General features: G+C 60.3%; 11 protein-coding genes and 1 pseudogene. 5 read left to right on the top strand and 7 right to left on the bottom strand.

Features of this window, described 5'->3' with window-relative positions:
• Positions 1-97: 97 nt before the first annotated feature.
• Positions 98-973 carry a helix-turn-helix domain-containing protein gene (locus D3M70_RS30065; RefSeq protein ID WP_120129719.1) on the bottom strand — a complete coding sequence of 292 codons (876 nt, stop codon included), beginning with the start codon at positions 971-973 and terminating at the stop codon, positions 98-100.
• 244 nt (positions 974-1,217) lie between these two features.
• Between D3M70_RS30065 and D3M70_RS30060 the strand changes: the two genes are divergently transcribed.
• Positions 1,218-2,117 carry a DMT family transporter gene (locus D3M70_RS30060; RefSeq protein WP_120129718.1) on the top strand — a complete coding sequence of 300 codons (900 nt, stop codon included), beginning with the start codon at positions 1,218-1,220 and terminating at the stop codon, positions 2,115-2,117.
• 182 nt (positions 2,118-2,299) lie between these two features.
• Here D3M70_RS30060 and D3M70_RS30055 read toward each other — a convergent pair whose 3' ends face one another.
• The gene (locus D3M70_RS30055; protein WP_120129716.1) at positions 2,300-3,274 is read right to left on the bottom strand and encodes a D-glycerate dehydrogenase; all 975 of its coding nucleotides are present in this window, start codon (positions 3,272-3,274) and stop codon (positions 2,300-2,302) included.
• A gap of 201 nt (positions 3,275-3,475) precedes the next feature.
• On the bottom strand, positions 3,476-4,423 hold the full coding sequence (locus tag D3M70_RS30050) for a LysR family transcriptional regulator (RefSeq protein ID WP_074753667.1): 948 nt from the start codon (positions 4,421-4,423) through the stop codon (positions 3,476-3,478).
• Positions 4,424-4,604: 181 nt separating this feature from the next.
• On the opposite strand from D3M70_RS30050, the gene D3M70_RS30045 reads away from it, so the two are divergent.
• From D3M70_RS30045 to D3M70_RS30030, 4 genes are read left to right on the top strand one after another with little or no spacing between them, the layout of a single operon-like run.
• Entirely contained in the window at positions 4,605-6,119 is a 1,515-nt protein-coding gene (locus D3M70_RS30045) for an efflux transporter outer membrane subunit (RefSeq protein ID WP_120129715.1), read from the top strand.
• On the top strand, positions 6,116-8,314 hold the full coding sequence (locus D3M70_RS30040; protein WP_120129713.1) for an FUSC family protein: 2,199 nt from the start codon (positions 6,116-6,118) through the stop codon (positions 8,312-8,314). The genes D3M70_RS30045 and D3M70_RS30040 overlap by 4 nt, the downstream gene beginning before the upstream one ends.
• Positions 8,304-8,504 (top strand): DUF1656 domain-containing protein, encoded by a 201-nt coding sequence (locus tag D3M70_RS30035; protein ID WP_120129712.1) that lies wholly within the window; start codon positions 8,304-8,306, stop codon positions 8,502-8,504. Before D3M70_RS30040 ends, D3M70_RS30035 begins: the two co-directional genes overlap by 11 nt.
• Before the next feature lie 39 nt (positions 8,505-8,543).
• Positions 8,544-9,407: an HlyD family secretion protein gene (locus tag D3M70_RS30030; RefSeq protein WP_120129710.1), complete on the top strand. Its 864-nt coding sequence runs from the start codon at positions 8,544-8,546 to the stop codon at positions 9,405-9,407.
• Positions 9,408-9,504: 97 nt separating this feature from the next.
• On the opposite strand, the gene D3M70_RS30025 is transcribed toward D3M70_RS30030, so the two are convergent.
• The 4 genes and pseudogenes from D3M70_RS30025 to D3M70_RS33835 all read right to left on the bottom strand — a co-directional run.
• A complete protein-coding gene (locus tag D3M70_RS30025) occupies positions 9,505-10,329 on the bottom strand; it encodes an SDR family oxidoreductase (protein WP_120129709.1) in 825 nt (274 codons plus the stop codon).
• Between the two features lie 30 nt (positions 10,330-10,359).
• Positions 10,360-10,824 (bottom strand): multidrug transporter, encoded by a 465-nt coding sequence (locus D3M70_RS30020; protein ID WP_120129707.1) that lies wholly within the window; start codon positions 10,822-10,824, stop codon positions 10,360-10,362.
• 368 nt (positions 10,825-11,192) lie between these two features.
• The gene (locus D3M70_RS30015; protein WP_120129706.1) at positions 11,193-12,647 is read right to left on the bottom strand and encodes a mannose-1-phosphate guanylyltransferase/mannose-6-phosphate isomerase; all 1,455 of its coding nucleotides are present in this window, start codon (positions 12,645-12,647) and stop codon (positions 11,193-11,195) included.
• 229 nt (positions 12,648-12,876) lie between these two features.
• A pseudogene (locus D3M70_RS33835) lies at positions 12,877-13,107 on the bottom strand (alginate O-acetyltransferase AlgF); the annotation flags it as partial.

Below are 13,107 nucleotides of genomic sequence, written 5' to 3'. Positions count from 1 at the left end.
GAGTGCAGAGTTTGTGCTACCGCTGCGCGGCAGATCGCTGGCAAGCCAGGCTCCCACGCCCTCCGGGCAGAGTCAGAAGCCGGCTGCGTTGAGTCAGTCAAGACTGAAACACCAACCGATACGCCCCAGCCGTCGCGCCGGTCGCCTGTTTGAAGCGATTGCTGAAATGGCTGGCGCTGGTAAATCCGCATTCCAGCGCGATGTCGCCGAACGGCATGCGGGTGCGACGCAGCAAATTCCGCGCTCGGTTGATGCGCCGCGCCAGCAGGTATTGATGGGGCGGCAGGCCAAAGCTTTCCCGGAACATGCGTGCGAAATGGTATTCAGACAACGCACACATCCCCGCCAATTGGCCCAGGCTCAACGGCTCGGCCAGATTCTGCTCGATGAACTCGACCAGTTGCCGACGCAAATGCGGCGCCAGTCCACCCTTCAAGCGCAGGCCATCACGCTGCCCGACCTGGCTCAGGATCATGTGATCGAGCAGCTCATGGGCCAGGCTGCTGGTCAGCAGACGTTCGCCGGGCTCGCTCCAGTTCATGCGAATCAGTCGGTGAAAGCGCTCGGCTTGCAGCGGGTCATCAATGAAGGTGTTTTCCCGCAGCATCATTTCCCGGGGCTCGCGGTCGAGGAGGGTGACGCAGTTCAGGGCAAACTGTTCCGGGCTGATGTAGAGATGCGCAAGGCGGATGTCGCCATTGATCACCCATGACGACTGATGCCCGGCAGGCAGCACGCAAAGCTTGTCCGGCGCGCCTTTTTTTTCGGGCTGATCGCGACGATAGGTTCCGGTGCCGCCCGAAATGTAGCAGGACAGCGTGTGATGGCTCGGGCCGTGATAGTCCTGCGAGTCGTGTCGGTTGTTCCACAACGCCGCGACCACACCGTCCCCAAGGGATGCACTCTGCTCCAGCTGCGCGTGGGGCGAGCTGTTCAGCGACTGGAAGACTTGGAGGGTGTCCAGTGACGACATTTCGGTTCTCGTGAAACAACGATCATTGGTTCTGTAGCAGCACGGCTTGCCGACGGCAGCGGTCTTGCAGACGTCACCGTCGGCAAGCCGGACTGCTACAGGGGCTGTGCGTGTTCGGATTCTGTGCCTCGCATCCTACTCGGTAGACGCTGTGCTGCCATCGGGCCACCGATCAAATGCGCAAGTTTTTGCAAGTGACGGCGGTCAACGATGCTCAGACTGAGGCTTCAATGAGGAGCCTGACATGAACATCTCGCTGTATCTGCTGACCGTCCTGATCTGGGGCACCACCTGGATCGCCCTGAAATTGCAGCTGGGCGAGGTGGCGATTCCGGTATCCATCGTTTACCGGTTCGGCCTGGCAGCCTTGATTCTGTTCGCCATGCTGTTGATCAGCGGCAAGCTGCAGAAGGTCAATCGTCGCGGGCAATTGATCTGTCTGGCGCAGGGCTTGTGCCTGTTCTGCGTCAACTTCATGTGCTTCCTGCACGCCAGTCAATGGATTCCCAGCGGCTTGGTTGCGGTGGTGTTTTCGACCTCGACATTATGGAACGCGCTCAATGCTCGGGTGTTCTTCAAGCAGAAAATCGCACGCAATGTGCTGGCCGGGGGAGCTTTGGGTCTGGTCGGGCTCGCCTGCCTGTTCTGGCCAGAACTGTCCGGGCACAGCGCGAGCCACGAAACGCTGATCGGCCTCGGGTTGGCATTGCTCGGCACGCTTTGCTTCTCGGCGGGCAACATGCTCTCCAGCCTGCAACAGAAAGCCGGGTTGCGGCCGCTGACCACCAACGCCTACGGGATGCTGTATGGCGCAGCGATGCTTTGCGTCTACTGCCTGGTCAGTGGCACGCCGTTCGGCTTCGAGTGGAATACGCGCTACATCGGCTCGTTGCTGTATCTGGTAATTCCGGGTTCGGTGATCGGCTTCACCGCTTACCTGACGCTGGTCGGGCGCATGGGCCCGGAGCGCGCCGCGTATTGCACCGTATTGTTCCCGGTGGTGGCGCTGAACGTGTCGGCGTTCGCAGAAGGCTATCAGTGGACCGCACCCGCGCTGATGGGGCTGGTGCTGGTGATGGCGGGGAATGTGCTGGTATTCAGAAAGCCGAAGGCGGTAGTGCCGGTGGCGGCGAAGCTGGCTTAAAGCGTTGATGATCGTGCCTACGCTCTGTGTGGGCATGCATGCACTGACGCTCCGCGTCAGCCTGACCGCAGCTGGGCGCAGAGCGTCCCGGGCGGCATTCCCACGGGGACCGTGGGAACGATCATCATCACCTGTAGCAGCACGGCTTGCCGGCGGTTCGGGTTGTCAGACGCTGAAAATCTTCAGCCCTTCCACACCTGCTGATTCACCAGATCCTGGGGCTTCTCACCCAGCAGCGCAGCACGCAGGTTGTCGTAGGCGCGATCAGCCATCGCCTGACGGGTTTCGTGGGTCGCCGAACCGATGTGCGGCAAAGTGACGGCGTTGCTCAGCTTGAACAGCGGCGACTCAGGCAGCGGCTCTTTCTCGTACACGTCCAGACCTGCACCGCGGATGGTGCCGTTTTGCAACGCTTCGATCAATGCCGGTTCATCGACGATCGGACCGCGAGCGATGTTCACCAGAATCGCGCTCTTCTTCATAAGCCCCAGTTCGCGGGTGCTGATCAGGTGCTTGGTCTTCTCGCTGAGCGGCACGACCAGGCAGACGAAATCCGACTCGGCCAACAGTTGATCCAGCGTGCGGAATTGCGCGCCCAGTTCCTGCTCGATGGCGGTCTTGCGGCTGTTGCCGCTGTACAGAATCGGCATGTTGAAGCCCAGACGACCACGACGGGCCACCGCCGCGCCGATGTTGCCCATACCGACGATGCCCAGCGTCTTGCCGTACACGTCGGTGCCGAAATGCGGCGCTTCAATGCTGCGCTTCCAGTTGCCGGCCTTGGTGTAGGCATCCAGCTCGGCGACACGACGGGCGCTGCTCATGATCAATGAGAACCCCAGGTCGGCGGTGCTTTCGGTCAGCACGTCCGGGGTGTTGGTCAGCATGATCCCGCGTTCGGTGAGGTAGGAAACGTCGTAGTTGTCGTAACCGACCGAGATGCTTGACACCACTTCCAGCAGTTTGGCGCTGTCCAGCTGCTCGCGACCCAGTTTGCGACCGGCACCGATCATGCCGTGGCTGTGAGGCAGGGCTTCGTTGAACTGCTCGTTCAGATCACCCTTTTTCGGGTCCGGAATGATCACGTTGAAGTCTTGCTGCAGGCGCTCGGCCATTTCCGGGGACACGCGGCTGAAGGCAAGGACGGTCTTTTTCATCGGATAGCTTCTCTCGGGCGGTTCAAATGGGAAGTGCGTAGCACGCTAACATTCTTGTTGTTTGATTGGCGAGGCGGCAGCGGGAGACCCGTTTCTGTAGGAGCGCGCTTGCCCGCGAAAACTGTGTGCAGTCACCATTGACGCATCTGATCCAGCGCAATCGCGGGCAAGCGCGCTCCTACAAGTGCGCGGCGCTTATTTCTAGACCGTCTCCGGCAACACGTGAGTCTGCAAATCCGCTTCATGCGCTGCCATGATCTCCGGCAGCGAGCCGCGCAGGTATTCGACCCAGGTCTTGATCTTGGCATCCAGATACTGGCGCGAGGGGTAGATCGCGTACAGGTTCAGCTCGTGAGAGCGATATTGCGGCAGCACGCGGACAAGCGACCCGTTGCGCAAACCTTCGATGGCCGAATAGATCGGCAGAATCCCGATGCCCATCCCGCTGCTGATCGCCGCTTTCATCGCGTCGGCCGAGTTCACTAGGAACGGCGAGCTGGCGATGGTCACGGTTTCCTGGCCTTCAGGGCCGTCAAATGCCCATTTTTCCAGCGGAAACACCGGGCTGACCAGGCGCAGACACGCATGATTGAGCAGGTCTGCCGGTTTGTAGGCCATGCCGAATGCCTTGATGTAGGCGGGCGAGGCACAGACGATGCTGTAGGTGATCCCCAGACGCTGCGAAACGAACCCCGAATCCGGCAGTTCGCTGGCCAGCACGATGGACACGTCGTAACCCTCTTCAAGCAGATCCGGCACGCGGTTGGTCATGGTCAGGTCGAACGACACGTCCGGGTGATTGCGACGATAGCGGGCAATGGCATCGATCACATAATGCTGGCCGACGCCCGTCATCGAATGCACTTTCAACTGACCGGCCGGACGCGCATGGGCATCGCTGGCCTCGGCTTCGGCTTCTTCGACATAACCCAGGATCTGCTCGCAGCGCAGCAGGTAGCGCTTGCCGGCCTCGGTCAGGGCAATGCGGCGGGTCGTGCGATTGAGGAGACGGGTTTGCAGATGCGCTTCCAGATTGGAGACGGCGCGCGAAACGTTGGCGGTGGTGGTGTCCAGCTGAGCCGCGGCAGCGGTGAAGCTGCCCGCTTGTGCGACGCAACTGAAGGCGCGCATGTTTTGCAGAGTGTCCATTGGCCGTTCTCTGGTGAGATAGCAAATTGTGACATGAAGTTACTGATCCATGTCAGCCATACCAAAGCATTATCTTCCGTTCTGTAACAAAGATTCACAGAAGTCCCGGCTTATCGCCGTATCAGGCGCATCCTAGAATCGCGGCTCGTTCCATTTCCTCCTCATTCAGGTAATCGCAGCTGTGTCGCGTAGCATCGTCAGAGGGCTCAAGCCCCTCAGTGTCTGGGCTTTAACGTTACTCATCAGCGGCTGCATCGGAACGGGCGGCATAGCGCCTCAAGGCACGTCTTTGTCCCCAGAGAGCCTGGCGACCGACGACGCCATCAAAGAAGCGGCCGAAGACGCCCACTGGCCAGACGGCCAATGGTGGCGCGCCTATGGCGACGACCAACTCAATCACTGGATCGAACTTGCCGCGCTGGGCAGCCCGAGTCTGGCCATCGCCGCCGCCCGCGTGCGTCAGGCCAAGGCCATGGCCGGCATCGCCGAGTCGGCTGAATCGGTACAAATCACCGGTGACAGCACCCTCAAACGCCACAACTGGCCGACCGATCAGTTCTACGGTCCGGGCGAGCTGTCAAACACCAGCACCTGGGACAACAACGCCTCCATGGGCCTGAGCTATTCCCTGGACCTGTGGGGTCGTGAAAGCAACAACACCGAACAGGCGCTGGACATGGCGCACATGAGCGCTGCCCAAGAGCGTCAGGCGCAGCTGGAATTGCAGGACAACATCGTCCGCGCCTACATCCAGTTGTCATTGAACTATGCGCAACGCGATATCGCCGAAGCGACGTTGGCCCAGCAACAGCAAATTCTCGATCTCGCCCAGCGCCGCCTGAAAGGCGGCATCGGCACTCATTTCGAAGTCAGCCAGGCCGAAACCCCGCTGCCCGAATCCCATCGTCAGATCGATGCCCTCGACGAAGCCATTGCCCTGAGCCGCAACCAGATTGCCGCGTTGGCAGGCAAAGGGCCGGGTGAGGGCGCCAGCCTCAAGCGTCCGACGCTGTCGCTGAACAATGCCTTGAAGCTGCCGTCGGCGTTGCCGGCTCAATTGCTCGGTCAACGCCCCGACGTGGTCGCCAGTCGCTGGCGCGTGGCCGCGCAGGCCCGTGGCATCGATGTCGCGCACGCCGGTTTCTATCCCAACGTCGATTTGATGGGCAGCCTGGGCTACATGGCGACCGGTGGCGGCATGCTGGAATTCCTCACCGGCAAGAAATTCAACTACAGCGTGGGTCCGGCGATCAGTCTGCCGATTTTCGACGGCGGTCGGCTGCGCTCGGAACTGGGCGTGGCTTCCGCGGGTTACGACGCCGCCGTAGCGCAGTACAACCAGACTTTGGTGACCGCACTCAAGAGCATTTCCGATCAGTTGATTCGTCGTGAATCGATGAACAAGCAGCAGGTATTCGCCGATCAATCGGTGGCCGCTGCGCAGAAAACCTACGACATCGCGATGATCGCCTTTCAACGCGGCCTGACCGACTACCTCAACGTGCTGAACGCACAAACCCTGTTGTTCCATCAGCAGCAGGTTCAGCAGCAGGTTCAGGCAGCGCGACTGACCGTGCATGCCGAGTTGGTGGTCGCGTTGGGCGGTGGCCTGATGGCGGGTAACGATTCGCCTGCGGCCGACAAGACCGCCGCGCCGAAGACCCCGGCCTCCCTTGCAGTGTTCGACAGCAAATGAACACAGCCCTGCACTGGTTCAAATCCCTGGAGTGGCGCCGCGAGTTCAATGGCTGGGCGCGCAGCGATGGGGTGACCTGGATCTACATCTTCAAGGTGTTGATCGCCGCATTCCTGACCTACTGGGTGGCAATGCGACTGGAACTGCCGCAGCCGCGCACGGCAATGATCACCGTGTTCATCGTCATGCAGCCGCAGAGCGGGCATGTGTTCGCCAAGAGTTTCTATCGCTTGCTCGGTACGCTGGCCGGCTCGGTGGTGATGGTCACGCTGATGGCCCTGTTCGCACAGAACAGCGAACTGTTTCTCGGCAGTCTGGCGATCTGGGTAGGCATTTGCTGTGCCGGCGCGGCGCGTTATCGCAATTTCCGCGCCTACGGTTTCGTGCTCGCCGGGTACACCGCTGCGATGACTGGCCTGCCTGCCCTGGCTCACCCGGAAACGTCGTTTCTGGCTGCGATGTGGCGAGTGCTTGAAATCTCGCTCGGTATCGTCTGTTCGACATTGGTCACCGCCGCCATCCTGCCTCAAAGCTCGGGCGCAGCCATGCGCAACGCCTTGTATCAGCGCTTTGGGGTGTTTGCGCAGTTCGTGATCAACGGCCTGCGTGGGGAGACTAATCCGGCCGCGTTCGAAGCCAGCAACGTGCGTTTCATCGCTGATGCGGTCGGGCTGGAAGGCTTGCGCGCCGTAACCGTGTTCGAAGATCCGCACATGCGTCGTCGCAATGGTCGCCTGAACCGCCTCAACAGCGAATTCATGACCATCACCACGCGCTTCAATGCCTTGCACCAATTGCTGGAGCGGCTTCGCAGTCGCGGCGTTACGCACGCCGTTCAGGCGATCGAACCCGGCCTTCAGGCCCTGGCCGGGTTGCTCGATCACTTCGCTGGCCGTGCTCTGACGAACGCTGATGCTGCGTTGTTGGCCAGCCGCTTGAGCGTGTACAAGGCCGAACTGCCGGAGTGCGTGCGCAGCTTGCGTGCCGAGTTCATCAAGACCGAACCCAGTGATGACGAGTTACTGGATTTCCACACCGCCTACGAACTGCTCTATCGCTTTGTCGACGACATGCACGATTACGCGCAGACCCACGCATCATTGGCTGATCACAGTCATGCGCGAGAAAAATGGGTCGAACCCTTCGTCAACACCACCAACTGGATGCTGTCGCTGGCCTCGGGTCTGCGCGCCACGGTGATTCTCGGCGTGATGTCGGCCTATTGGGTCGCCACCGCATGGCCCAGCGGCGCCACGATGACCCTGGTGTCGGCTGCAACCGTCGCGCTCTCGGCCACCACGCCGAACCCGCGCCGCATGTCTTTTCAGATGGCTTGCGGCACGGCCCTCGGCGCGGTACTTGGCTTCTTCGAAACGTTCTTCGTGTTCCCGCAGATCGACGGTTTCCCGCTCCTGTGCGTGGTGCTGGCCCCTGTGTTCGCCTTGGGTGCGTTTCTGACGACACGCCCGCAGTGGGTAGGTTATGGACTGGGCCTGCTTATTTTCTTCAGCATCGGCTCAGCACCCGACAACCTCACGGTCTACAACCCGTACACCTTCATCAACGACTACATCGCCATGGTCATTGGCATGCTGCTGTGCGCGGCGGCGGGGGCGATCATTCTGCCGCCCAACAGTCGCTGGCTGTGGAGGCGTCTGGAAGGGGACTTGCGGCAGCAGGTCAGTTTCGCGATCGGTGCGCCGCTCAAAGGCATTCGCTCGAATTTTGAAAGCCGCACCCGCGACCTGATGCATCAGGCTTATGGACTTGCAGCGGGTCAACCGGTGGTGCAACGCAATCTGCTGCGCTGGATGTTCGTGGTACTGGAAGTCGGCCACGCCATCATCGAATTGCGCCGCGAGCAGGACGTTCTTCCCGTGCATCCGAGCTATGCCGAGTCGCAGCCCTGGCGCCAGGCGATACGGGCCATGGGGCGCTCGCTGGTGCGCCTGTTCATTCAGCCGGATCGTCACAACCTGGCGCGCAGCCTGTACGCGGTGGACCATGCGATTTTCTGCGTACAGAACACCGATGAGCCGTTTGCCCCGCACTTCGATACCTCGGCATTGCGGCGTGTGAAAAGCTACCTGCACTTCATCCGTACCTGCCTGCTCGACCCGCAATCGCCACTGGCGACCTACGCTCCAGCGCAAGCCCCGGCGGCACTGTCACAAGGAATCCCGCATGCCACGTGAAATGGCTTTCCATGGCGTTTACATGCCGACCGTGACCGTCATGTTTCTGGTCGCGATGGTTATCGCCTGGGCGCTGGACCGCTTCATGTCCGGCCTGGACCTGTACCGTTTTTTCTGGCATCCGGCGCTGCTGCGTCTGTGCCTGTTCAGCTGCATCTTTGGCGCGATGGCGCTCACTGTTTACCGTTGAGGCGCCCGCTGTGAAACATGGCTTCGAGAAGAGTTCGATATGAAAAAACTGATGAGTCTGATCGCCACGTTACTGATCCTCGCACTGGCCATCTGGATCGGCCGACTGCTGTGGATTCATTACATGGACACCCCCTGGACCCGTGACGGACGAGTGCGCGCTGATGTGATCAACGTTGCCGCCGATGTCAGCGGAGTGGTGGTCGATGTGCCGGTCAAGGACAACCAGCCGGTCAAGAAGGGTGACCTGCTGATGCAGATCGACCCCGAGCACTATCAGTTGGCGGTCAAACAAGCCGAGGCGATGGTGGCTTCGCGCAAGGCGACCTGGGAGATGCGCAAGGTCAACGCCAGCCGTCGCAAGGACATGGACGCGCTGGTGATTTCCGCGGAAAACCGCGAAGACGCCTCCAACGTCGCGAACTCCGCGCAAGCCGATTACCAGCTCGCTCTGGCACAACTGGAAGCGGCGCAACTCAACCTGCAACGTACTAAAGTCCTTGCAGCCGTGGATGGGTACGTCACCAACCTCAACGTCCATCGTGGCGATTACGCACGCATCGGCGAGGCGAAAATGGCGGTCGTCGACAAAAACTCGTTCTGGGTTTACGGCTTCTTCGAAGAAACCAAATTGCCCCACGTGAAGATCGGCGATCCGGCTGACATGCAGTTGATGAGCGGCGAAGTGATGAAAGGCCACGTCGAAAGCATCGCCCGCGCCATCTACGACCGCGACAACCCGGAAAGCCGCGAACTGATCGCCGATGTCAACCCGACCTTCAACTGGGTCCGATTGGCCCAACGCGTTCCGGTACGCATCCATCTGGATAATGTGCCGGACGGCGTAGTGCTGGCGGCGGGGATTACTTGCACCGTGATCGTGAATCCTGAGAAGGCGGAGTAAAACGCGACGTGCCTCATTAGCAGTCAGGCTTACCGGCGGTGGCGCTCATGACATCGCGACCGCCGGCAAGCCTGACTGCTACGAAACGGACCAAGCGCTACAACGTTTGATTCAGCTTGAATCTGTTGCTGAGGATTTTCTCCAGCAGTCCTTTGGACAGCAGCAGCTCCATCAAAGGCAATACTCGGCTGCCATTTCCGGAGCGCAGAAGTCGCGGTGGCTTCGCGCTTTGCACGGCGTTCAGCACATCGCGTGCAAAATCACTGGCTGGTGTGGGGTTTGTCTGTGAAGCATTGGCTCGAGCCCGGATGCCCTCGCGCAAAGGCCACCACGCAGAGCCCTCGTGAATGATCTGTTCTGCTTCATGGCTGGCGTTTTTCGCGAAGTGCGTGTCGATGGCGCCCGGCTGGACTTCCATGACATGCATGCCAAAGGGCGCGAGTTCCATGCGCAGGGCGTCGCTCATTGCATGCACGGCGGCCTTGGACGCGCAGTAAGCGCCAGCGAATGGTGTGACCAGCACTCCGGAAACGCTGCCGATATTCACCACCATGCCCTTGTTTTGGCGCAGCAATGGAAACAGCGCCCCGGTGACCCCAACGATGGAAAACACGTTGGTCTCGAACTGCCTGCGCATGCCATCCACGCCGCCATCGAGCAGCGGACCGATGCCACCGTAACCCGCGTTGTTGATCAGTACGTCCAGTCCCTTGTCATGTTGCTCAAGTTCGGCGCGGAGCCGTTCCAGGGCAGCACTGTCGTTCACATCCAGCTCCACGGCTCGAAACCCGGCTGCCGCCAACGCCTTAACATCTGGCGTTTTACGGGCGGTTGCCCAAACCTCATGACCCGCAGCCTTGAAGGCATCCGCCATGGCACGGCCAATGCCGCTGGAGCAACCGGTGATCAACACGACAGCCATAGTGTTCGTTCCTTGAAGGATTGTTATGCGTCAGTCAGAAAAGGTGCCTTGCAGACGTTCGGCGCGAAATTCCAGGGTCTGCGGCCGGTAACCGGGGCGCAGCGGTGGTAGAGGCAGGCAGTCCTGCCATTGGCTATTGGGTAGCAGCTCGCCGGGGCCGCGATAACGCGGGGCGGTGTAAGTGTCATCGGCGAGATTGACGGTGTCGCCCGGCGCGAAAGCGGCAACTTTCCAGCGAAGTTCCTGAAGCGGGACATCGTTGCCATTGTCGATCAGCACCAACAGAGGCCTGCCAGTCGGGCACTGTTGCGGGGCGTAGTCCAGACGCAGTTGCAAACGGTCCAGTCGTTGCGCGTCACGCTTGTCCTCCCAGACCACAATGCCTGCTACGATGGCCAACCCTGCAGCGGCCGCCAGCGAAACCGGCAGGGCTTTGGCGGGATAGCGCAGAAGGAGCACCAGCCAGGTGAGGATCAGTATGGCACCGATGATCATGTGTTCGGTCTCGCGATTGCAGATGGGGGCATCGTACCGAAAGGAAGTCCACCCTGACCAATCCTATACAGACAGACTGGGTTCGCGCCTGTGACAGGACGCTGAGCTGAGCGGCGAGTGTTATGAGTTCGATACCGCAGGACGTCAGATGATCGAGTGCAATGCGTTGCTGCGGCCTGAGCGCGATGCAGCTTGATATGGGCGTGTGCTAGAAGCACTCACGGACGAATCGCGATTAACAGAGATTCTCGGCACGGCGCTTTACTGGATTGTTCAAATAAAAAACCCCACCCGCCCCCTGCGGATGGGATACGCAGAAAGCGGGCGGGGTACTGCAACGGTTTTACTGAAGCCGTATTACCGATCCATCAACGCGCGATGGTCTGGGTTCTCACACCGGCTTCGATACCTGGCGTCGAGCGACCGTAGACGTCTTCGAAACGCTCGATGTCGTCTTCGCCCAGGTAGCTGCCCGATTGCACTTCGATGATTTCCAGCGGGATCTTGCCTGGGTTTCGCAGGCGGTGGACCGAGGCGATCGGGATGTAGGTGGACTGGTTTTCAGTGAGCAGGAAGACGTTCTCGTCACAGGTGACCTGAGCGGTGCCCGATACGACGATCCAGTGTTCGGCGCGATGGTGGTGCATCTGCAGCGACAGGCTGGCGCCCGGCTTGACCGAGATGCGCTTGACCTGGAAGCGGCCGCCCATGTCCACGGAGTCGTACGAGCCCCATGGGCGATAGACTTCCAGGTGGTTCTGAGTTTCGCTGCGGCCCTGATCGTTGAGCGTGGCAACCATCTGCTTGACGCCCTGAACCTTGTCCTTGTGAGCAATCATCATGGCGTCCTTGGTTTCGACGACCACGATGTTGTCCAGACCAATGACCGAGACCAGTTTGCCGTTGCCATGGATCATGCAGTTGCGGCTGTCCTGAATCACCACATCGCCTTTGGTAACGTTGCCGTTCTCGTCTTTGGCGTGCACGTCCCACAACGACGACCAGCAACCCACATCGCTCCAGCCAGCGTCCAGCGGGACCACACAGGCGCGCTGGGTTTTTTCCATGACCGAGTAGTCGATGGAGTTATCCGGGCAGCAGGCGAAGCTGGCCTGGTCCAGTTCGATGTTATCGCCGTCGTGCTTGCTGCGCTCAAGGGTCAGCAGGCAGTTGTCGTAGATGTCCGGATCGTGCTTTTTCAGCTCTTCCAGATAACGGCTGGCGCGGAACAGGAACATGCCGCTGTTCCAGTAGTAGCCGCCCGCTTCGACGAACTCGTTCGCGCGTTTTTCGTCAGGCTTTTCGACGAATTGCGCAACGCGGTTCACGCCTTCCGGCAGCAGTGCGTCAGCGGTGGATTTGATGTAGCCGTAGCCGGTTTCAGGCTTGGTCGCCGGCACGCCGAACAGCACCATTTCGCCACGCTCGGCGGCAACGGTTGCCAGCGCGAGTGCACGTTGCAGCGCTTTTTGGTCGTCGATCACGTGGTCGGCCGGCAGTACCAGCATCAACTCGTCGCGACCTTCATTGGCCAGCATCATTGCGGTGATGGCGACCGCAGGCGCGGTGTTGCGGCCGAACGGTTCCATGATGATGCCTTGAGTGTCCAGCCCCAGCGCCGCCAGCTGCTCGCCGACGATGAAGCGGTGGTCCTTGTTGCACACCACGATCGGGTGTTGCATGCCGTCGAACACCAAACGCTCGAGGGTCTGCTGGAAGAGGGTGTGTTCGCCGGTCAGTGCCAGGAACTGTTTTGGAAACTGTTTACGCGAAAGAGGCCAGAGTCGGGAACCGCTGCCACCTGACAAGATCACTGGAATCATTTTGTTTCTCCAAAATTTCGATAGCGTTTGTTTGGGCTATACGTCGGTTGTTCTGTCGTTTCGTCTGTCTTGTTCTTGTACCGCTGCGGTCGGCGCCCTCGTGGTGTGCTTGCTCCGCATCACCCGACACCATCCGCGAAATCNGGTCGCCTGACACACCCTGTTCGCGGGCAAGCGCGCTCCTACGGCCTTCGGCCAGAATCAAAGGCCGGAAGGCAATACTGCGAAGTTACTGAGTCGAAGTCGGGCGCTTGACCCAGACTGGCGACAGGTTGCTGCCGTTGCCGGTGATGTAGAGAACGGCGGCTTCGCCACGCTCCAGCGCGACCGGCTTCAGGTCGCTGACTTTCTTGTCGCCGTCGAACAGCGCGAAGCTGACTTTGACCGGGTTGATCTCACGCTCGCCGGTGCCCTTGGCGGAGACGGCTTTCACCACGTCGGTCTTGCCGTCGGCAGTCTT

Source organism: Pseudomonas sp. LS-2, assembly GCF_003605735.1.
Classification (GTDB): Bacteria; Pseudomonadota; Gammaproteobacteria; order Pseudomonadales; family Pseudomonadaceae; genus Aquipseudomonas.
Note: the sequence above shows the minus strand (reverse complement) of the source record. Positions and strands in the feature narration are given on the sequence as shown.

Excerpts from the sequence above, each read along its gene's own strand:
- D3M70_RS30065 (WP_120129719.1), bottom strand. The coding sequence starts at position 973 with ATGTCGTCACTGGACACCCTCCAAGTCTTCCAGTCGCTGAACAGCTCG.
- D3M70_RS30060 (WP_120129718.1), top strand. The coding sequence starts at position 1,218 with ATGAACATCTCGCTGTATCTGCTGACCGTCCTGATCTGGGGCACCACC.
- D3M70_RS30055 (WP_120129716.1), bottom strand. The coding sequence starts at position 3,274 with ATGAAAAAGACCGTCCTTGCCTTCAGCCGCGTGTCCCCGGAAATGGCC.
- D3M70_RS30050 (WP_074753667.1), bottom strand. The coding sequence starts at position 4,423 with ATGGACACTCTGCAAAACATGCGCGCCTTCAGTTGCGTCGCACAAGCG.
- D3M70_RS30040 (WP_120129713.1), top strand. The coding sequence starts at position 6,116 with ATGAACACAGCCCTGCACTGGTTCAAATCCCTGGAGTGGCGCCGCGAG.
- D3M70_RS30035 (WP_120129712.1), top strand. The coding sequence starts at position 8,304 with ATGCCACGTGAAATGGCTTTCCATGGCGTTTACATGCCGACCGTGACC.
- D3M70_RS30030 (WP_120129710.1), top strand. The coding sequence starts at position 8,544 with ATGAAAAAACTGATGAGTCTGATCGCCACGTTACTGATCCTCGCACTG.
- D3M70_RS30025 (WP_120129709.1), bottom strand. The coding sequence starts at position 10,329 with ATGGCTGTCGTGTTGATCACCGGTTGCTCCAGCGGCATTGGCCGTGCC.
- D3M70_RS30020 (WP_120129707.1), bottom strand. The coding sequence starts at position 10,824 with ATGATCATCGGTGCCATACTGATCCTCACCTGGCTGGTGCTCCTTCTG.
- D3M70_RS30015 (WP_120129706.1), bottom strand. The coding sequence starts at position 12,647 with ATGATTCCAGTGATCTTGTCAGGTGGCAGCGGTTCCCGACTCTGGCCT.